The organism is Paraburkholderia acidicola, from assembly GCF_002362315.1.
Taxonomy (GTDB): domain Bacteria; phylum Pseudomonadota; class Gammaproteobacteria; order Burkholderiales; family Burkholderiaceae; genus Paraburkholderia; species Paraburkholderia acidicola.
Genome location: NZ_MTZV01000004.1, coordinates 695,953 through 716,039 on the forward strand (window position 1 = coordinate 695,953; position 20,087 = coordinate 716,039).

A 20,087-nucleotide genomic window follows, 5' to 3' on the forward strand; every position below is an offset into this window, starting at 1 on the left:
CGGGTCTGGCGTATGGATCTTCCGCGCTGATCCGGCGCGCGCATCGTCGAACACACGAGCTGCCACATGAGCCCAACGCACACGCCAGCTCCCGGCACCGGACGCCGCCTTGCCAAAACCAGTGCAGCAGCGCCTTGCACCGCGTAAGATCGACACAGTTCCGGCAAGCCAGCAGCGACGGCCTGCCGGGACGAACGCATTCCGGGAGACATCCATGACCGATGGCATCGACGCCAGACAGCCGCTGTGGTTTTACGATTTTGTCTCGCCGTTCACGTACCTGCTGCTCGAACAACAGGACAAATGGCCGGGCATGCCATTCGTGCCGGTGCCCGTCTCGCTGCACGATCTATACCGCCACTGGGGGCAACGGGTCGCGGCCGAAATACCCGCCAAGCGCATCTACACGTACCGCCACGCGCTGTTTCGCGCGGACCAGCTCGGCATTCCGTTCCGCATGCCGCCCTCCCATCCATTCGATCCGACCCGCCCGCTGCTGCTCGCAATCGCGGCAAAAGGCGACCTCGCTTTCGTGCGCGAAATCTTCCGCTTCATCTGGCGCGAGGGCCGCGATCCGTCGACTGACGAAGGCTTCGCGCTGCTTTGCGAGCGCGTCGGTGTGCCCGACGGCGCAGAGCTGATCGCACGCGAGGAAACGAAAGCACAGTTGCAGCGCAATACCGCCGAAGCGATCAAGCTCGGCGTGTTCGGTGTGCCGACGTTCCGCATGAACGACCAGTTGTTCTGGGGCGAAGATGCGTTGCCGATGGTGTTGTACTGCGCGCGTACGCCGAACTGGCTCGAATCGAAGGAAGTGAAGCGGATCAGCTCGCTACCACTGGGCATCGCCACGACCTCGACACCCCAGAAGTCCTGATTCACCGACGCACCGACGCACCGACGCGCCCCGTGATGCCGGCCATACCGCTCGCGCTATGCCGGCGCGCCTGAAACAGCCTAAGGTTATGGACTTCGCGACCCTGCGCGCGAACTGTCCGGCAAGCCGGTTGCGCGCACCGCTTCATCCGGACCTGCCTTGCCCCGTTTAATCATGGACGACGACACCGCCGCCTCCCTCGATATCTGGCTCGTACGTGTGCTGCGCACGCTGCTGGTCGAGCGCAGCGTCACGCAGACGGCGTTGCGCCTGAACCAGACGCAGCCCGCGATCAGCACCGCCTTGCGCAAGCTGCGCGAAACGCTCAACGATCCGATCCTCGTACGCGGCAAATCGGGCATGGTGCCCACCGAATACGGCGCGTCGCTGCTCGCCGCGGCCCAGCGCGCGTTGCGTGAAGTGGACTTCGTCGCGACGCCGCACGGCGACTTCGATCCGGCGCGCTCGCGGCGCACATTTCGCGTCGCCGCACCGGACTACCTGAACGACTTCTTCATGCCGACGGTCATCGCGCAGTTCCGCGAGGCCGCGCCGCATGCGCATCTCGAGATCGATTCGCTGAATCCGATGCTCGATCACACCGCTGCGCTCGATGCCGGCGAACTCGACCTGGTCATCGGCAACTGGCCGAAACCCGATGCGCGCTTCGCCCGCAGCGACCTGTTCTCCGATACGGTGGTCTGCATGATGCGCGCCGATCATCCGCTCGCGCAGACGCCGCTCACTCGCGATGCGTATCTCGCGGCCCCGCATCTCGCACCGACGCCATACAGCGGCGGTCGCGGCGGTGCGATCGATATCGGCCTCGCGCGAGCGCACGCCGAGCGGCATATCGTGACGACGTTGCCGTACTTCGGGCTCGTGCCACAGGTCTTGCTGCAATCGGATCTGATCTTCACGACGACGCGACGCTTCGCGATGCACTACGCGAGCCTGTTGCCGCTCGCGGTGGTCGAGGCGCCGATTCCGTTTCCGCGGATCAAGTGTTATCAGCTGTGGCATCCGCAGCCCGATCGGCCGAGCGATATCGGCTGGTTGCGCGGGTTGATGGCGCAGGTGTCGGAGACGTTGATTGCGAAGGGGACGCGGCGCGGGCGTGCGCGGGTTGTTTGATTCCGGACACGTTAGACGTTTGCAGTGACGCCGTGTGACGACGCGCTTAGGTTAGCGTTAGCGTTGGCGTCGAACGCGGCAGGCGCAGCCTCGCGCGTACGGATTTGCAGCAACTCAGCACACACAGCCAGCGCGATCGCATGCGGCGCCTTGTCGATGATTCCCGCCACGCCGATCGGACAGGTCATCTGCGCGAGCCGCTCGGGTTCAACACCACGCTCGATCAAACGACGCTCGAATTTCACGCGCTTCGTCTTCGAACCGATCATGCCGAAGTAGGTGAAGTCGCGCCGCCGCATGATGCGCGTCGCGAGCGTGAAATCGAGTGCGTGGTTGTGCGTCATCACCAGAAAATAGGCACCTGCCGGCACGCTATCGACGATTGCATCGGGCGTGTCGGTGGCTTCGACCTGCACGTTCGCCGGGACCTCATCGGGAAACAGCTCGTCGCGCTCGTCGACCCATTGCACGACACACGGCAACATGCCGAGCAGTGTGACGAGCGCGTGCCCGACGTGGCCCGCGCCGAACAGCACGATGTGCATCGGTTTGCCCGGCTGCGGCGGTGCACTACTACGACGACCGATGCGCACCGGCGCATCGGCCGCGCTTGCAGACGATGAACGCAGACCGGCAATCATGCTGCCCTCGCCCGCGCCGCTTCACGCACCGCACCGACCGCGCGAAGAATTTCCGCCGCGGTGGCCGGTGCGTTCAACGGTGGATTGACCGCATAGTCGGCGACACTCGCCACCGCATCGCGCACCGCGAAGAACACCGAAAACGGCAACAGCAGCGGCGGTTCGCCGACCGCCTTCGAGCGGTGAATGCTGTCCTCCGCGTTGCGGTTCTTGAAGAGCCGCACGCGAAAATCGGGCGGTGTGTCGTTGACGGTTGGAATCTTGTAGGTGGACGGCGCGTGTGTCATCAGCTTGCCGCCCGCGTTCCACCATAGTTCCTCGGTGGTGAGCCAGCCCATGCCCTGGATAAAACCACCCTCGACCTGACCCACGTCGAGCGCCGGATTCAGCGACGCGCCGACGTCGTGCAATGCATCCGCGCGCAGCACACGCATCTCGCCCGTGAGCGTATCGATCACGACCTCCGACACTGCCGCCCCGTACGAGTAGTAATGGAACGGCCGGCCCTGCAGCTTCGCCTGATCCCAGTAGAGTTTCGGCGTCGCGTAGAAGCCGTCGGACCACAACTGCACCCGCGCGAGATACGCCTTCGCGACCAGTTCGTCGAACGGCACGATCGTCCCGCCGACACTGACCGCGCCGTTGCCGAAGCGCACGTCGGCGGCGCTGATCTTGCCGTCACCATAGCGCTCGGCGGCCAATGCGGCGAGGCGTTCGCGCAACTGGCGCGCCGCGTCCTGCGCGGCCTTGCCGTTCAGATCCGAACCCGTCGATGCCGCCGTCGCCGACGTATTCGCGACCTTGCTCGTATCGGTTGCGGTGACGCGCACACGGGCAAACGGAATGCCGAGTTCGTGCGCCACGACCTGCGCGACCTTCGTGTTGAGCCCCTGGCCCATCTCGGTGCCGCCGTGATTCACGAGCACCGAGCCATCGGTATAAATGTGAACGAGCGCACCCGCCTGATTGAAGTGCGTCACGTTGAACGCAATGCCGAACTTCACGGGCGTGATCGCGAGGCCCTTCTTCAGGATCTCGTTGTTCGCGTTGAACTCGCGAACCGCGGCACGACGCGCGCGGTAATCGCTGGTCGCTTCGATCTCGTCGAGCAGTTCGTGGATGACGTTATCGTCGATGACCTGGCCGTACGGCGTCTGGTTCTGTTCGGTCTTGCCGTACAGATTGCGACGGCGCACATCGAGTGGATCGAGTCCGAGCGAACGCGCAACGTCGTCCATGATGTATTCGATCGCGAACGCACCCTGCGGACCGCCGAAGCCGCGAAACGCCGTGTTCGACTGCGTATTCGTCTTGCCGCAAAACCCCGCAATCGATACATCGGGCAACCAGTACGCATTGTCGAAGTGACAGACGGCACGCGTCATCACCGGTCCCGACAGATCCGCCGAGAAACCGCAGCGCGACGTCATGTCGACCCCAACGCCTTCGATCGTGCCGTCGTCGGCGTAACCGACTTCATACGTGTAGTGGAAATCGTGGCGCTTGCCGGTGACCATCATGTCGTCGTCGCGATCGGGGCGCAGCTTGACCGGACACAGCAGCTTCCATGCAGCGAGCGCCGCGCAACACGCGAACAGCCCCGACTGCGATTCCTTGCCGCCGAAGCCACCGCCCATGCGCCGGCATTCGACCAGCACGTTATGCGATGCGATGCCGAGTGCGTGCGCGACGAGGTGCTGCATTTCGGTCGGGTGCTGGGTCGAGCACCAGATGTGCATGCCGTCGTCGTCCTTCGGCACCGCATACGAAATCTGTCCTTCCAGATAGAACTGCTCCTGACCGCCGAGCAACATCTCGCCGGCGTCACGGTGTGCCGCGCGCGCGATCTTCGTACCGGCGTCGCCGCGTGCGAGCTTCATCGGCGGCAGCACGCGCGAATCGGCAGCGCGGGCTTGCTGCGCGGTCATGATCGCGGGCAGTTCTTCGTAGACGATCTCGGCGCGCCGTGCGCCGAGGCGCGCCGTGTCGTGCGACGTCGCCACGACGATAAAGAACGGCTGACCGACGTACTGCACGATCCCGTCGGCAAGAATCGGATCGTCGCCGTGGATGATCGGGCCGACGTCGTTGGCGCCGGGAATGTCTTCGGCGGTGAGCACCGCGATCACGCCCGGTGTCGCGCGCACGGCATCGAACGACATCGAGACGATCCGCGCGTGCGCTTTCGTCGACAGACCGAGTGCCGCGTGCAGCGTGCCGGCGACGACGGGAATATCGTCGGTGTAGGTCGCACGGCCGCTGACGTGCAGGTGCGCGGATTCATGCGGACGTGAGACGTGGACTTGCGTGAAGTCGTTGATCAGGTCGTCGAGATTCTGCGCGTCCTTCAGGAACGGCTCAGCTTGCTGGTTCATTCGAATGGTTCTCCGTACCTCGGTATTGCTGTAGCCCGGCTGTGGCTCTCTTACGCACTTGCGCCGGCGGCTTCGACGGCGCGCACATCGAGCGCGGCCTTCGGCAGCGGATTGTGCGGACGCGTTTCGAGCCAGAAGCGGTACAGCGTGTTCTTCGCGGCTTCGACGCGGTAGTCGCTGGTCGCGCGCATGTCGCTAAGCGGCGCGTAGTCTTTCGCGAGCGCATGCATCGCGGCCTGCGCGGTGGCTTCGTGCCACTCGGCGTCGTTGAGTACCGCTTCGGCGTGCGTGGCGCGCTTCGGCGTCGCGGCCATGCCGCCGAATGCGATACGCGGCTCGCGGACCGTGTCGCCATCCGCGATGAACGAGAACGCCGCGCACACCGCCGAAATATCGGAATCGAAGCGCTTCGACAGCTTGTAGGTACGGAACTGCAGATTCGCGCGCACACCGGTGCGGGTCGGCACACGCAAGCCGACGACGAACTCGTGTGCTTCCATATCCTTCTTCTGATACGCGAGGTACAGGTCTTCAAGCGCCATCTCGCGCTCGATCTCGCCGCCTCGCACGACGACCCGCGCGCCGAGTGCGATCAGCCCCGGCATCGAATCGCCGATCGGCGAGCCATTCGCAATGTTGCCGCCGAGCGTGCCCGCATTGCGGATCGGCAGCGACGCGAAGCGTTGCCACATCTCGGTCAGTTCGGGGTAATGCCGCGCGAGTTCCGCGTACGCCTTTTCGACGCTGACACCGGCGCCGATCTCGATCCAGCCGTCGGTCACCGCGATGCGTTGCAGTTCGGCGATCTGCCCGACGTACACGATGTCGCCCAGTTCGCGCATCTGCTTCGTGACCCACAAGCCGATGTCGGTACTGCCCGCGAGTATCCGCGTAGCCGGTTGCACGATCTTGATCTGCGCGAGTGCTTCGACGGTACGTGGTGCATCGAACTGCTGGCCGGCGTGCGCGTAGTGGAACGTGTCGTGACGCTCGAGCGTGGCGAGCGTGTTCGACAGTGCTTCGAGATCGACTGGTGCTTTCGGCGCGGGGGCGTCGAACATCTGCACGGCGGCATCGACGATCGGCCGGTAGCCGGTGCAGCGGCACAGGTTGCCGGTCAGCGCATTGCTGATTTCAGTGCGCGACGGCACCGTGCGGTTGGCGCAGCTTTGCTCGTGACCGTGCTTTTCGTACAGCGACCACATCGACATCACGAAACCCGGTGTGCAGAAGCCGCATTGCGAGCCGTGGCATTCGACCATCGCCTGCTGGACCGGATGCAGCGAGCCGTCGGGCTGGCGCAGGTCCTCGACGGTGAACAGCGCGCGGCCATCGAGCGTCGGCAGGAACTGGATGCACGCGTTGACGGCCTTGAAGCTCACGCCGCCCGTGGCGTTGCGCTCGCCGATAACAACGGTGCAGGCGCCGCAGTCGCCTTCGGCGCAGCCCTCCTTGGTGCCGGTGCAGCGCGCGTCTTCGCGCAGGTATTGCAGGACGGTGCGGGTGACGGGCGTATTGCGGATCTCGCGGATCGCATTGCGGTGATAGAAGCGGATCGGCTGGCTCATGTTTCGTCTCGATTGTTCTGGCCTGCTGGGCCGTGCTGCGGGGACGGTTCGAACGCTATCACCTTCAATATTGGCAACCCATAGGCGCATCCGCATGCGGGATATATCGCTGGAGCGATAAATCTCGATGTTCGGCGGCCTGGTGACTTATAGAAGTGGTGTGTTTTTGGACTGTTTTACAAATTTATACTCATAAAACGACATTTCCCGGTCAGCTACCGCTCGCGGAAACGCCCGCCGTGCGGCCCGATATATGGTTTTCACCGCTTCACACACATCCGACACCGTTTTTTGCAGGCCAAAATTATTAAGCGTCCCCTGCAACAGAACCGGTTCCATGGGAAAATCACGCCTTCCTGCCGATTTCAAGTCTCGTTTTCCCCATGTCCGCCGACTCAACCTCCCCCGCCACATCAGGCAGCCAGTTCGCTACGACCCTGCAGATCATTCCGGTCGTCTCTTTCACGTTCATCTGCTACCTGACCATCGGGCTTCCGCTCGCGGTGCTGCCCGGTTATGTGCACAACGACCTCGGCTTCAGCGCCGTGCTCGCCGGGGCGGCGATCAGCGTGCAGTACCTCGCGACCCTAGCGTCGCGCCCACTGGCGGGTCGTTCGGCCGATACGCTTGGGCCGAAGAAGACGGTGTCGATCGGTCTGCTCGGTTGCGGCGCGAGCGGCATCTTGCTGCTGCTCGCGGTGCTATGCGGCAAGTGGACCGGCGTCAGTCTCACGCTGCTCGTGCTGAGCCGGCTCGTGCTCGGCTTCGGCGAAAGTCTGTGCGGGACCGGCGCGATTCTGTGGGGCATCGGCCGGGTCGGCACGACGAACAACGCGCGCGTGATCTCATGGAACGGCATCGCGACCTACGGCGCGCTCGCGATCGGCGCGCCGCTCGGCGTCGGCATTTCGCACGGCATCGGTTACTGGGCGCTCGGCGTCGTCGTGATCGCGCTCGCGGCGCTCGGCTACTACCTCGCGCGGCTGATCGCTCCGGTCCCGCTCGTGCATGGCGAACGGATGTCGTATCGCAGCGTGTTCAGCCGCGTATTGCCGCATGGCATCGGGCTGGCGTTGGGGTCGGCGGGCTTCGGTTCGATTGCGACGTTCATCACGCTGTTTTATGCGGCTCGGCAGTGGCCGAATGCGGCGCTGTCGCTGACGGTGTTCGGCACGCTGTTCGTCGGTTCGCGTCTGCTGTTCGCCAACACGATCAAGACGTATGGCGGTTTCCGCGTGGCGATTGCATCGTTTGCATTCGAGTGCGCCGGCTTGCTGATGCTGTGGCTCGCGCCCGAGCCGCACATCGCGCTGCTCGGCGCGGCGTTGACGGGATTCGGCTTCGCGCTGATCTTTCCGGCGCTCGGCGTCGAGGCCGTCGCGCTGGTGCCGCCGGCAAGCCGCGGTGCGGCGCTGTCCGCTTACTCGGTGTTCCTCGATCTGTCGCTGGGGATTACCGGGCCGCTCGCGGGTTATGTTGCAGGTGAATTCGGCTATGGCTCGGTGTTCCTCTTTGCTGCGCTGGCTGCCGCGGGCGGGGTCGTGCTGTCGGCGATGCTTTATACGCGCAATACGAAAGTGCCGAACGCGCCTGCGGCGCTGTAGGACGTTTTTTTGTCGGCTTGCAGTCAATGCACTGCGAGCCGACGTTCGCTTTTGCTATTCACGCAAGGACACAGGCGCTTGCCGCTGCCGATCGCAACAATCGCACGTGGGCCGAGCCGCCCAGCTTAAAAAAACTTTAATCCAACGATCGCGCTATTTCAGACTCCGCCCCACGTCCCCACTCCATAATTTCCACATCGGGACAGGCACGAGGAGTCGAACAATGACGCGCCCCATGAGCATCGAAGTAATCAACCAGTACGGCACGAGCACGGTTCGCATTGCCATCGAGCAGGCTTCCGTGTTGCTCGAAGCGAGCGACGTCGATGCGGTCATCGAGCATCTCAGTCTGATACGTGCCTCGATGAAACCTGAGCTGCCTAAAGAGCCTTCGCGTTCGCATCAATATGTGATCGAGATGGACCCGTGCTGGCACTCCGAGATGCATCCGATGTATGACGGCGCAGTGGTGTTCCTGCGTCATTCCGGGCTAGGCTGGGCGGGCTTTGCACTCCCGACGCACAGCCTCGAGAAACTCCACGATGCGTTAGCAAAGCATCTCGACACGCTCGCGGAAACGCATAGCCTGCCCAACTAGCCAGGGCAATCGCGTCGCCGCGCAACACACGGGCGGCACACGCATTCATCGCAATGCGCGATCCATTTTCTCTCTCACGCGCGTGCATTCGCATGCGCGTCTCCGTGCTTGCTCCCCCGCTTCAACACGCATCGTTCGCCACCGTCTTTCAAGGCTGCGAATCGCCGCGCATGTCCGTCGCATACCCCATCACTCACTCTCTTTCATTCTTACGATGAAGGCTTGCGAATCGTCAAATGAAAGCTCTCCTTTGCAATCTTCATGAACATAGCAGCAAGTTAAAAAAGGCTTAATTCGCGTAGCGACTTTGTTTTACACGCCATCGCCGATCATGCACGCGTTGCCCTCACTCGCGCGAAAACGAAACATGAACCAACTCCAGGCAATGCGTGCCTTCATCCGCGTAGTCGATCTCGCCAGCTTCAATCTCGCGGCGCGACAGCTGGGTATGTCGGCGGCCGCGGTGACGCGCAGCATCGGCACGCTCGAAGCTCATCTGAATGTGCGTCTGCTCAATCGCACGACGCGCAGCCTGTCGCTCACCGACATGGGCAAGGAGTATCTCGACGGCTGCCGCGCGATCGTCGAGAAGCTCGACGAGGTTGAATCGAATCTCGTGCAGACCACGCGCGACCCGTGCGGCACACTGCGCATCGCCAGCACGATGACGTTCTCGACAACCAGTCTCGGCATCCTGCTTGCGTCCTATCGCACGCTGCATCCACGCGTTAACTTCGACGTGACGACGTTCGACACGCATGTCGACATGATCGAAGGCGGCTTCGATGTCTGCTTCTCCGACGACCGGCGCCTGGCAAGTTCGACGCTAGTCAGTCGCACGCTCGCAACCGTCGACGACGTCGTCGTCGCATCGCCCGCCTATCTCATGCGCTGCGGCACGCCGCGCGATCCGTCCGCACTGGCGCGGCACGATCTGCTCGCGATCTCGGATGGCCTGTCGCGCACGTGGGAATTCTCGGGTGTCGACGGCATTCAGCGCGTCAGCGCCGGCAACGCACTGACCACCACGAGTCACGCCACCGCACGCGCCGCCGCACTCAATCACATGGGCATCGCGCTGCTGCCGCGACCGCTGATCGTCGACGATCTCGCACACGGCGCCCTCGTGCCGGTGCTCGAACCGTTCGCGGTCAACGGCGGTGCGCATCAGGTGTCGATCCTCTACTCGGGCCGCAACTATCTGTCGATGAAGGTACGCAGCTTCATCGATTTCGTGGTCAACCGGTATCGCTCGCCGGACAAGGCGGTGACGCTACGTGCCGTAGCCTGACCGCGCGCAACGAACAGGCGCTATCGATGCCGAAAATTCTCACGATCGAAGACGATGAACTGATCGCGCACGACATCGTGCGCACACTCACCGCAGGCGGTTTCTCCGTCGATCTCGCGCGTACCGGCCGCGAAGGCATGGCCAAGGTGATGGGCGGCAGCTACGACGTCGTGACGCTCGACCGCATGTTGCCGGATCTCGACGGCCTGACGATCGTCGCGACGATGCGCGGCGTCGGGATGGAAACACCGGTGCTGGTGATGAGCGCGATGTCCGATGTCGATCAACGCATCAAGGGGCTGCGCGCGGGCGGCGACGATTACCTGACCAAGCCGTTCTCACCCGAGGAGATGTTCGCGCGCGTCGAAGTGCTGCTGCGGCGCCGCCCACGCGGCACGAAAACCGAAACCGTGCTGCGCAAGGATTCGCTCGAACTCGATCTCGTGCGTCGCCGGGTCACGTATCGCGAACGCGAACTCGACTTGCAACCGACCGAGTTCCGTGTGCTCGAATTCATGATGCGTCATGCGGGCCAGGTGCTGACCCGAACGATGATCTTCGAGGCGGTATGGGGTTGCCGCTTCGATCCGGGTACGAACCTGATCGATGTGCATGTGGGGCGTCTGCGCAAGAAGGTCGATGTGCCTGGCGAACGGCCGATGATCCGCACGATACGCGGCTCGGGTTACCTGTTTGGTTGATCCGGGCATCGCCTCTCCCGGCGGCTTCCGGAATGTTCACGTTCCGATGCCGCGCGCAGCAGGCCAGGGCAGGACCGATGTTGCCTGAATGGCGCACGCTGGCTTGCACAACGCGAGGACCGCGACAGGCGTCAGCAGGAAACGAGCAGTGGCATGCGTATACGCGTCAGCAGATCATGCGTGACGCGGCCCAGCATCTTTTCCCACAGGCGGGGCCGGCCATGCGCGCCGCAGACGAGCAGGTCCGCGCCCACTTCGAGCGCCGCGTCCTGCAACAGATCGCCGAGTGCGCCGTTTGATACTTGCAGCGGCCGATACTCGACATGCGCGGTATGTCGCCCAACATGATCGAGAATCGACGCCGGGTCGACCCGATCGGGATGCGCGAGGCGGCTCGGTTCGGCCACGAAGACGGTCGTGCTCGCTGCCAGCTGCACGAGCGGCAATGCATCGGACAGCGCGCGCGCCGATGTGCGACTACCGTTCCACGCGATCGCGATACTGCGCCCGAGCGTATCGGGTACCGCTGCGGCCAGTTCTTGAGCCGGAACGATGACTAGCGGGCGCCCCGTCGTGAAGAGCATCGTTTCAGCAAACGAATAGTCGTCGGGGAGTGCCGCGTTGTCGAAAGGGTTGTGACCGATCACGGTCAGATCCGCGTAACGCGATTGCTGTGGCACGACCTTGCTCGCCATCCCGTCGACACTACGCCACGCGACATCGATGGCGAGGTCCTGCTGCAAACGCGAGAGCAACGCACGTAACAGGTCCGCGTTGCCGTCCAGTTCGCCGACGATGTCGCGTGTCAACGCATCGGTGCGTTGCCCCGAGGCGAGCCCGAGTTCGGCCGCACGCAGCCGGTGCTGCTGCTCGATGCTGTATTCGCGCACGAACAGCGCAGTGAGTCGCGCGGCGTGCCGGTGCGCCAGATCGGCTGCGAGGCGCAGCCTTCTCTGGCCCGCATCGCTCGCGTCGACGTGCACGAGAATGTCCCTGAGTGCCATGTTTCGTTTTCCGTTCCAGTCGCTACGTCGGCTGCTTCGTTGAAATTCCGGCTGCGTTGTCGCGCGGTGAGCGCAGACCGATGGGGCTGAACGGAATGGTCTGATCGCGGGTGGGTAGATCGGCCGCGCTCCAGCCGCCGCCGAGTGCGCCGATCAGTGCGACTGCCGTCTGCAGGCGGCGTGTTTCCACCTGGACTTCGGAAATCTGCGCAGTCAGCGCCGCGATCTGGGCCACCGTGACATTCAGATAATTGTCCAGACCGTCGGTATAGAGGCTCATCGATATTTTCTGCACCTTGAGCGCAGCCTGTAGCGCGGCCTCCTGCTGGTCGGCTTCGGTCGACAGCTTGCTGGTGAGTACCAGATCGTCCTCGACCTGCTGGAACCCGGCGAGTACGACAGCCTTGTATTCATCGCCGGTTTGCGCAAACTGCGACCAGCTCGCCTGTAGCTCGGCCTTTCTCAGACCACCCTCGAACAGCGGCAGCATGGCCGATGCTCCGACCGCCCACAGCGCGTTGGGCAGCGCGGCGAGCGCGCCGCCGGTATCCTCGAAGCCGGCCATCGCGTTGATGCGAATGTTCGGATAGAACGCGGCCCGCGCAATGCCAATCGCCGAATTGGCTCCGGCCATCGCACGCTCCGCTCCGGCGATGTCGGGACGGCGCTGCAGCAACTCCGACGGTACGCCGGCGGGGATGTCGGGCAGCTTGATGTGGGAGTCGGTGCGAACCGGTAGCCTGAACGTGGTCGGATTCTGGCCTGCCAGGACCGCGATCGCATGTTCGAGTACCGCGCGCTGCGCCTGTACGTCGGTGTCCTGCGCCTGCGCAGCCGACAGCTGGTTTTCGGCACGGGCGACGTCGAGGCCGGACGAAATCTTGCCCGCGTAACGCATCTGGGTAATCCGTACGGCGTTGCGATACAGATCGATAGCGCGCACATAGGCCGCGTGCTCGGTATCGAGCCCGTGTGCCGCCATATAGTCGTTCGCGAGTTCCATTTCGAGGCTCAGCCGCGCGGACGCCACGAGCGCCGCCTGGCCTTGCGCATACTGCGCTGCGCGTTTCTCGCTATTGCCCACTTCGCCCCAGAAATCGGGCTCCCAGGATAGCGATGCGCCGTACCCGTTTGAAGGCTGCTGCAGCGGCCCCGTCCCCGTGTGAAACAGCGTGTGCAGCGACTCCTTGTTCTCACTGGTGAACGCGTCTGCATTGATCTGCGGGAACAGCCCGGATCGGGCTTCGGCGACCACGTCGCGCGCCTGCGTGTAGGTTTCCTGTGCGGCTTTCAGATCAGGATTGGCCGCCTCAAGTTCGCGCTCGAGCCGATCGAGTTCGGAATCCGCAAACATCTGCCACCAGGGGCCGCGCGGAATCTGGTCCTGCGGCGCCGCCTCGACAAACGGGCCGGCGCCGCGATAGTCCGCGGGCAGCAGCATCTTCGGTGCGTGATAAACCGGCGCCAGGTCGCAACCCGACAGCGCCACGACGAGTGCCAGTCCGATGAAGTATCGGATACGTGAGAGTCGATGCATCATTTGTTCGGATCGTCGTGTGCGGCTTCCATCTTCGCGCGCTGCTCATCGCTCAAGTTGGCGGGAAGCGGCGGCGGCGTGAGCTGTTGAGAGGACAGCGCGACGCCCGGCGAGCCTGGCACGACACGCACTTTCTCCCCCTCGAGTATCCCCGCCGACGGATTGACGATGAGACGGTCCGTCGGTTTCAGACCGCTGATCACCTGCACGGTCTGACCGAGATTGAGCCCGAGCTTGACGTTCTGCAGATGAACCTTGCCGTCCGGCCCGACGAGTGCAACCTGCATGCCCTGGGCGCGGAACAGCAGCGCCTGTTCAGGGACGATCAGGATGTGTGGATCCGACGGAATCACGAAGTGCACATCCGCATAGGTGCCCGGCCAGATCAGATGGTCCGGATTCGGCACCAGCAGTTCCGTCACCGCCGTTCGGGTTTGCGGATTGAACGCATTTGCGGTGGTATCGAAGGTCGCCTGGAATGTGCGGCCCGGATACTGGGGCAGCGACAACGTCGCGGTCAGGCCAGGTTTCAGAATCTGCGAATAATCCTGCGGCACCGACACGAACACGCGCATCTCGTGAATATCCGACACGCTGAACAGTTCATCGGCGGCACCGCGCGCACCGACGTCGCCCCCCGCCGCGTTCACATAGTTACCCTGGTCGGTATTGCGCGACGTCACGATGCCGTCGAACGGCGCGACGATGTTCTTGAAGCCCTCCAGTACCTTGAAGCGCGCAACCTGATGTTGCGCCGCGCGCACCTTCGCCTTCTGTGCCGCCGCATTGGCCACCTGCACGTCGACTTCCTGCTGGGAGACTGCTTGCGTTCCCTCAAGCGCAGTCCAGCGCTTCGCGGTGACGTCGGCGAGATTGTAGTTGGTGCGCGCGACATCGAGATCCGCCTGCGCACCTTCGTACTGCTCGTCGACGGTCGGCGCATCGATGGTGGCCAGCAGCTCACCGGCCTTCACCTCCGCGCCGTAATCCCTGTACCACTTCTTCACGTAGCCGGACACCTGCGCATAGATCGGTGCCGAATACCATGCGCGGATGTTGCCTGGTAGCGTCATCGAGCGCGTCGGTGGGCCAGGCATCGGCAGGATCACCTGCACGGGGGGAACCGAGCTTTCGCTGGCGACGTCCTGCAATTCAACGACGTTCGCGTGTCGCTGCACGATCCCTAGCGCAACGAGCGCGGCGAGACCGATGGCCGTGGCGATCCCAAGCATCCGTGCTTTCGGATATCGCGTAACAGGTGTTTCTCGAAGAGTCGTCATACGTGCAAATCCCGGTTTGCCCTGTGGTCGCGATGCATGAATGCAAAGACGCAGGGCACGAACAGCAGGGTGGCGAATGTCGCGACCAGCAAGCCGCCGATCACGGCGCGTCCAAGCGGTGCGTTCTGGGTGTTGCTAAAGGACATGGGCAGCATGCCGATGATCATCGCGAGCGCGGTCATCAGCACGGGCCGGATGCGTGCGTACCCGGCTTCGATCGCGGCGGCGATGGGGTCGCCGTACTGGGCCAGATGATCCCGTGCAAACGACACGACGAGAATCGAATTGGCGGTCGCCGTCCCCATGCACATGATGGCGCCCGTCAGTGCGGGCACCGACAGTGTGGTGTGCGTGAGGAACAGACTCCAGACGATGCCGGCGAGCGCACCGGGCAACGCCGTAATGATGATGAACGGGTCGAGCCATGACTGGAAGTTGACGACGATCACCAGGTACACCAGCAGGACCGACAGCGCGAGCCCTGTGAGCAATTGCGCATAGGCGCTGCTCATGGTCTGCGCCTGACCGCGCAGATGCACGCTGGCACCGTGCGGAACCTGATCCTTCATCTCGTCGACGACCTTCTGGACCGCATCGTGTACGGCACCCAGATCCCGGCGCTGATTGCTCACGAAGATGTCGATGGCCGGCAGGATGCTGTAGTGCGATGCGAGCAACGGCGTGCCGGTTTGCGTGATGCGGCTGAGCGCACCGAGCAGTTGCACGCCGTCGCCGCCCGGATCGCCATTTCCTTTATCGATCGGGATGGTCTCCAGATCGTTCATCGACGTGAGCTGATCTTGCGGTGTCTGCATGTTCACGAGGTGCGACACGCCGCTCGACGTATCGAGCCAGTAGGTCGGTGCGGTCTGCCCGCTGCCCGACAGCGTGGCAAGCGCGTTGTTGGCGATGTCGGCTTCGGTGAGACCGATCCCCGACGCAAACGAGCGTGATGCGTCGATCTTGAGCGTCGGTTCGTTGAAGGCCTGCTGGATATGCACGTCGGCGGCGCCGGGAATGCGCCGGATGCGCGCGGCGAGTTTCTGCGCGAACGCGTAATTTTCTGCCTGACCGCGTCCCGCTACCTGCACGTCAATCGGTGCGGGTAGACCGAAGTTCAGGATTTTCGCCGTGATGTCGCCCGGCAGAAACGTGAAGGTCGTACCCGGAAAAAGAGCGGGTAGCTGACGGCGCAACTTGAAGCGATAGTCGTCCACCGGCGAGCGTTCGCTCTTCAGGCTGATCGTGATGTCGCAGTCTTGCGGTCCGATCGTGCCAGTCGAACTGTAGGCTTCGTTGATGCCGCTCGAAGGCAAGCCGCAATTGTCGAGCACGTTCGTCACCTGGCCTGGCAGGATCTCGCGGATTTCCGCATTGACGAGCACCGCAAGCCTCGACGCTTCCTCGAGCCGCGTGCCGACCGGCGCACGCATGTGCATGTCGATCTCGCCGGACTTGATGGACGGGAAGAAGTCTCGCCCGAGAAAGCCGATCAGACCGAGCGAACACACCGCGATGGCGAGGAACACGGCGATGAAGCGACCGCGATGCGCAACGACTCCGGTCAGCACCTCCCTGTAGCCGTGGCGGAAGCGGTTGAAGCGCTGCTCGAAGCCTCGCTGGAAACGCGTGAACGGTCCTGGAATACCGGCGTGGCCGCGCTTGTGCTGTTCGACCTGGCTGCGCAGCAGGTACGCCGCCATCGTCGGAACGAGCGTACGCGACAGGATGAACGAAGCGATCATGGCGAAAATGATTGCTTCGGCGAGCGGCAGGAACAGATAGCCCGCCACACCCGAGAGCTGGAACAACGGTAGCCACACGATGCAGATACACAGCGTCGCGACGAACGTCGGCACGACGATCTGGTTGGCTGCCTCGATGATGCCAGGCTCGAGTTCCGCGCCGGATTCCAGATGCGAATCGATGTTCTCGATCATCACGGTCGCATCGTCGACCAGAATGCCCACCGCGAGCGCTAGTCCCCCCAGCGTCATGACGTTGATGGTCTGTCCGAGCCACGATAGCGCCAGGATCGAGCACAGGATGGCGAGCGGTATCGATGTCGCGACGATCAGTGTCGAGCGCCAGCTGCCGAGGAACAGCAGCACGGTGAGCCCGGTCAGGATCGCGGCGGTGACCATCTCCTGCACGACTTCGCGAACGGAATCGCGTACGAAGCCGGATGCGTCGTTCAGCGTGGTGATCTTCACACCGGGTGGCAGCGTGCGGATGATGCCCGGCAGCGCCTTCTTGATGCCGTCGACCACCGCGAGCGTCGATGCATCGCCGCTCTTCAGCACCTGGATCAGCACGGCCTGCTTGCCCTTGACGAGCACGGCATTGATCTGCGGCGGAGAACCGCGGTGGACGTAGGCGACATCGCGCAGATAGACGGTCGCACCGTCGACCGTCTTGATCGGCAGGTTGTTGAAGGTGGCGACCTCCACCGGACTCGCGTTGGTCTCGACCATGAAATCGAGTGCGCCGATCTTCTGGTCGCCGGCCGGGAGCACGACGTTCTGTGAGCTGAGCGCATGAGCCACATCGGTCGCCGACAGGCCGTGCGCAAGCAGCTTCGCCTGATCGAGATCGATCTCGACGTTCAGCGAAGCACCGCCATAAGGTGTCGGAATCGCCGCGCCGGGCACCGCGACGAGTTGCGGGCGGATCAGGTTCGACGCCATGTCGTAGACCTGCGCCGCCGTCATGCCGTGGGCCGACACCTGAAGGTTCAGCACCGGTACCGACGATGCGTTGTACGACATGATCTGCGGCGGTGTGATACCCGCCGGCATCTGCTTCAGGACGGTCTGCGATGCGGCAGTGATCTGCGCCTGAGCTTCGGCGACATTGGTACCCGGTTGCAGAAATACCTTGACGATGCCGCGACCGTAAAGCGACTGGCTCTCGATGTGCTCGATGTTGGCCACCGTCGACGTGAGCGAGCGTTCGTAGTAGTAGATCACGCGACCCGACATATCCTGCGGCGACAGACCGTTATAGGTCCAGACAACCGCGACGACCGGTATACGGATGGCTGGAAAGATGTCAGTCGGAGTCTTGAACACCGCCATGCCGCCGAACAGCACGATCAGGATGCTCATTACGACGAAGGTCAACGGCCGGCGAAGCGCGACCTGAACGATTGCATTCATGTGGTGCCGTCAAGGAAATACGGAAACCCGGCTGGGCGAGCGGGACAAACATGTCCAGGGAAAATCTGCATCGTGATCCATGGCGGCATTCTGCAGAGCCCGCACTAACAGTCGATCACCAGAAACATGAAACAACTTTTAAGCCTTGCGGTCCTGTGCGGACCTTGGGGGCGGTGTAGTCAAAGAAGCGCGTCATGGACGCGTCTAACGCAAACTGAAAGGCCTGAGTCCCATGTGTACGGGACTCAGGCCTCGATCACTTCAACTTCAATAACCGTCCCATTCTGCAGGGTCGGTTCTCACGGCGCATGTTTCTTCTTGTGCCCCGTTACGCTCAGAACTTGTGCCGCATACCCACCGTGATCACCGCTTGATGATTACCGGATGCCGACGCGAGCGAGTAGATCGACGCATTACCCAGTACAGCGACACCGTCCGCGCCGGTCACGCGCTGATAGACCCCTTCCAGATAGACATCGGTGCGACGCGACAGCGCGTAGTCCGCCTGCAGCATGAACTGATTCCACTTCGGCGAAATGCTGCCGCCGCTGCCACCGCCGAGATGACCATCGGTAAACGTATACGAGCCGCCCACGTTGAACGCGGGCGTTACCGCATAGCGCGCGTTCAACTCGTAGTTGTTGAACGTCAGATAGTCGCCGTTGATCGTCGCGTACGAGCCGCCCTGCGCCAGTTGATGCGGATCGTCGAGTGTCGTGCGCGTGAACACGAGGCCGACCGTCGCGGGACCGAACACATAGCGCCCTGCCGCACCGAGAATGCGTTGGCGTACACCGGTCATCACCGCATCGTTGTCGCTGCTGCTCAGTGCGCCGCCCGTGTTGTCGGGCGCGTTCACACCGCCCGGCTGGTTGCCCTGAAAGTACGCCAGCGCGAGATCGACGGGACCGCCCGACCACTTCGCGCCGAAGCTGTACGCATTGTTGTCGGCGAAACCACCTGCGGCATTGCTGAACGCATAGGCACCGCCCACTGAAAACCCGTTGTAGGTCGCGCTATGAAACTTCACCGCATTGTTCATGCGGAAGTCGTTGTTCAGGTTGTCGTTGTCGAACGGATGATCGGCGATGTTGCCGCCGAAGCCCGAGCCGGTCGCCGACAGCGGCGCGACAAAGTCGACGAGGAAGTCGTATTGACGGCCCATGGTCAGCGTGCCCCACTGGTTGCTCGACAGACCGACCCACGCCTGCCGGCCGAACAGATCGCCACCGTTGCCGAGCTTGCCGTTGTCGATGTTGAAGCCGTTCTCGAGATCGAAGATTGCGCTCAACCCACCGCCCAGGTCCTCCTGACCGCGCAGACCCCAGCGGTCGGTGCTGACGTTGCCGCTTTCCATCATCCAGTTGCTGTGCCCCGAGCCGCCCGCTGCCTTCTGGTTGCTGATGTAGTCGATGCCGGTGTCGAGCGTGCCGTACAACGTCACGCTGCTTTGTGCGTTAGCGGCTGTGCTGACGGTCCCCACGAGCGCGAAGAGTGTGATTGCCAATACCTTGTTCATATGCGTTTCCGGGTGAGAGAAGCGATTGAGCCGCGCACCGCTCGTCATCCCCATCGCCGATGCCGATGCGCAGTCATCCCGCGCGTCGCGCAGGTAGCCGCAATGTATGCGCGCCCGGTGACGTACCCATGATCGAAACAGGCCGTTTGATGAAACGGTTTTTAATCTTCTGACACGTCTCGTTTAAGGTCCTGAATACGGGACCTTCCGCGCGATGAAATAGATAAATTTCTTTTCATCCGCGCACCATCGATCCGCTATACCCCGACGACTATTCTCTTAATCAACCGGTCTACGAAAGCCTGACAGCTTGCCGGCTAGGTTAGTTACCCTGACTATATGAGGATCCCTATTATGAAATCGTTGATGATCGCTATCGCCCTTGTCGGTGCTGCCAGTGCCACGTCCGCATTCGCACAGACGAGCGCTCCCGTCACCCAGCAACCGGCTGCCGCCGCTACTCAGGTTGCATCGGACAACACGCAGGCCGCCGCACAAGCGGGCCAGTGGGTGCCGCCTTACGGCCAGCCTATCGTCGGCAAGACGCGCGCGCAGGTTTATCAGGAACTCGTGCAGGCAGAGAAAGACGGCCAGCTCGCGTATCTGAACTCGACGCTGTACTCGCACTGAAGTGGCATCGCAGGAGAAAACCGCCCGGCACACGACGTTGCGCAGCGCGATCGGACAGTCGGTCCGCTACGCCATCGCCGCGTGCGCAGTCGGGCTGCTGCTGTCCGGCTGTGCAACAGGCACGACGCATAGCTCCAACGAATGCGTCGGGCCGCCGGATTTCTGTACAC

At 63.0% G+C, this 20,087-nt stretch carries 15 protein-coding genes; 7 read left to right on the top strand and 8 right to left on the bottom strand.

Annotation, left to right across the window (positions count from 1 at the left end):
* The first annotated feature begins 214 nt into the window (after positions 1-214).
* Entirely contained in the window at positions 215-877 is a 663-nt protein-coding gene (locus tag BWP39_RS13360) for a 2-hydroxychromene-2-carboxylate isomerase (protein ID WP_096720855.1), read from the top strand.
* Between the two features lie 174 nt (positions 878-1,051).
* Entirely contained in the window at positions 1,052-2,011 is a 960-nt protein-coding gene (locus BWP39_RS13365; RefSeq protein WP_096720857.1) for a LysR substrate-binding domain-containing protein, read from the top strand.
* An 11-nt stretch (positions 2,012-2,022) separates the two neighbouring features.
* Here the strand turns inward: BWP39_RS13365 and xdhC are convergent, their stop codons facing one another.
* From xdhC to xdhA, 3 genes are read right to left on the bottom strand one after another with little or no spacing between them, the layout of a single operon-like run.
* Entirely contained in the window at positions 2,023-2,652 is a 630-nt protein-coding gene (gene xdhC / locus BWP39_RS13370; protein WP_096720859.1) for a xanthine dehydrogenase accessory protein XdhC, read from the bottom strand.
* A complete protein-coding gene (gene xdhB / locus BWP39_RS13375; protein WP_096720861.1) occupies positions 2,649-5,027 on the bottom strand; it encodes a xanthine dehydrogenase molybdopterin binding subunit in 2,379 nt (792 codons plus the stop codon). The genes xdhC and xdhB overlap by 4 nt, the downstream gene beginning before the upstream one ends.
* Positions 5,028-5,077: 50 nt before the next feature.
* Complete coding sequence (gene xdhA / locus BWP39_RS13380; protein ID WP_096720863.1) at positions 5,078-6,595, bottom strand: xanthine dehydrogenase small subunit; 1,518 nt, start codon at positions 6,593-6,595, stop codon at positions 5,078-5,080.
* 383 nt (positions 6,596-6,978) lie between these two features.
* Here xdhA and BWP39_RS13385 point away from each other — a divergent pair, with 383 nt between their 5' ends.
* From BWP39_RS13385 to BWP39_RS13400, 4 genes are all read left to right on the top strand, one after another.
* The gene (locus tag BWP39_RS13385) at positions 6,979-8,199 is read left to right on the top strand and encodes an MFS transporter (RefSeq protein WP_096720865.1); all 1,221 of its coding nucleotides are present in this window, start codon (positions 6,979-6,981) and stop codon (positions 8,197-8,199) included.
* Between the two features lie 223 nt (positions 8,200-8,422).
* The gene (locus BWP39_RS13390; RefSeq protein WP_096720867.1) at positions 8,423-8,797 is read left to right on the top strand and encodes a hypothetical protein; all 375 of its coding nucleotides are present in this window, start codon (positions 8,423-8,425) and stop codon (positions 8,795-8,797) included.
* 367 nt (positions 8,798-9,164) lie between these two features.
* Positions 9,165-10,088 (top strand): LysR family transcriptional regulator, encoded by a 924-nt coding sequence (locus BWP39_RS13395; protein WP_096720869.1) that lies wholly within the window; start codon positions 9,165-9,167, stop codon positions 10,086-10,088.
* Positions 10,089-10,114: 26 nt separating this feature from the next.
* On the top strand, positions 10,115-10,789 hold the full coding sequence (locus BWP39_RS13400) for a response regulator transcription factor (RefSeq protein WP_096720871.1): 675 nt from the start codon (positions 10,115-10,117) through the stop codon (positions 10,787-10,789).
* A gap of 131 nt (positions 10,790-10,920) precedes the next feature.
* Here BWP39_RS13400 and BWP39_RS13405 read toward each other — a convergent pair whose 3' ends face one another.
* The 5 genes from BWP39_RS13405 to BWP39_RS13425 all read right to left on the bottom strand — a co-directional run bounded on the left by BWP39_RS13405 (position 10,921) and on the right by BWP39_RS13425 (position 19,287).
* Positions 10,921-11,793 (bottom strand): universal stress protein, encoded by an 873-nt coding sequence (locus tag BWP39_RS13405; protein WP_096720873.1) that lies wholly within the window; start codon positions 11,791-11,793, stop codon positions 10,921-10,923.
* 22 nt (positions 11,794-11,815) lie between these two features.
* Positions 11,816-13,333 (bottom strand): efflux transporter outer membrane subunit, encoded by a 1,518-nt coding sequence (locus BWP39_RS13410; RefSeq protein WP_096720875.1) that lies wholly within the window; start codon positions 13,331-13,333, stop codon positions 11,816-11,818.
* Positions 13,330-14,610 (bottom strand): efflux RND transporter periplasmic adaptor subunit, encoded by a 1,281-nt coding sequence (locus BWP39_RS13415; RefSeq protein WP_207556798.1) that lies wholly within the window; start codon positions 14,608-14,610, stop codon positions 13,330-13,332. The genes BWP39_RS13410 and BWP39_RS13415 overlap by 4 nt, the downstream gene beginning before the upstream one ends.
* On the bottom strand, positions 14,607-17,768 hold the full coding sequence (locus tag BWP39_RS13420) for an efflux RND transporter permease subunit (RefSeq protein ID WP_096720879.1): 3,162 nt from the start codon (positions 17,766-17,768) through the stop codon (positions 14,607-14,609). Before BWP39_RS13420 ends, BWP39_RS13415 begins: the two co-directional genes overlap by 4 nt.
* Before the next feature lie 334 nt (positions 17,769-18,102).
* Complete coding sequence (locus BWP39_RS13425) at positions 18,103-19,287, bottom strand: porin (RefSeq protein ID WP_096720881.1); 1,185 nt, start codon at positions 19,285-19,287, stop codon at positions 18,103-18,105.
* A gap of 354 nt (positions 19,288-19,641) precedes the next feature.
* Here BWP39_RS13425 and BWP39_RS13430 point away from each other — a divergent pair, with 354 nt between their 5' ends.
* On the top strand, positions 19,642-19,917 hold the full coding sequence (locus BWP39_RS13430; protein WP_096720883.1) for a DUF4148 domain-containing protein: 276 nt from the start codon (positions 19,642-19,644) through the stop codon (positions 19,915-19,917).
* The last annotated feature ends 170 nt before the right edge of the window (positions 19,918-20,087 follow it).

Coding starts and splice junctions, on each gene's coding strand:
- BWP39_RS13360 (WP_096720855.1), top strand. CDS start 215: ATGACCGATGGCATCGACGCCAGACAGCCGCTGTGGTTTTACGATTTT.
- BWP39_RS13365 (WP_096720857.1), top strand. CDS start 1,052: ATGGACGACGACACCGCCGCCTCCCTCGATATCTGGCTCGTACGTGTG.
- xdhC (WP_096720859.1), bottom strand. CDS start 2,652: ATGATTGCCGGTCTGCGTTCATCGTCTGCAAGCGCGGCCGATGCGCCG.
- xdhB (WP_096720861.1), bottom strand. CDS start 5,027: ATGAACCAGCAAGCTGAGCCGTTCCTGAAGGACGCGCAGAATCTCGAC.
- xdhA (WP_096720863.1), bottom strand. CDS start 6,595: ATGAGCCAGCCGATCCGCTTCTATCACCGCAATGCGATCCGCGAGATC.
- BWP39_RS13385 (WP_096720865.1), top strand. CDS start 6,979: ATGTCCGCCGACTCAACCTCCCCCGCCACATCAGGCAGCCAGTTCGCT.
- BWP39_RS13390 (WP_096720867.1), top strand. CDS start 8,423: ATGACGCGCCCCATGAGCATCGAAGTAATCAACCAGTACGGCACGAGC.
- BWP39_RS13395 (WP_096720869.1), top strand. CDS start 9,165: ATGAACCAACTCCAGGCAATGCGTGCCTTCATCCGCGTAGTCGATCTC.
- BWP39_RS13400 (WP_096720871.1), top strand. CDS start 10,115: ATGCCGAAAATTCTCACGATCGAAGACGATGAACTGATCGCGCACGAC.
- BWP39_RS13405 (WP_096720873.1), bottom strand. CDS start 11,793: ATGGCACTCAGGGACATTCTCGTGCACGTCGACGCGAGCGATGCGGGC.
- BWP39_RS13410 (WP_096720875.1), bottom strand. CDS start 13,333: ATGATGCATCGACTCTCACGTATCCGATACTTCATCGGACTGGCACTC.
- BWP39_RS13415 (WP_207556798.1), bottom strand. CDS start 14,610: ATGACGACTCTTCGAGAAACACCTGTTACGCGATATCCGAAAGCACGG.
- BWP39_RS13420 (WP_096720879.1), bottom strand. CDS start 17,768: ATGAATGCAATCGTTCAGGTCGCGCTTCGCCGGCCGTTGACCTTCGTC.
- BWP39_RS13425 (WP_096720881.1), bottom strand. CDS start 19,287: ATGAACAAGGTATTGGCAATCACACTCTTCGCGCTCGTGGGGACCGTC.
- BWP39_RS13430 (WP_096720883.1), top strand. CDS start 19,642: ATGAAATCGTTGATGATCGCTATCGCCCTTGTCGGTGCTGCCAGTGCC.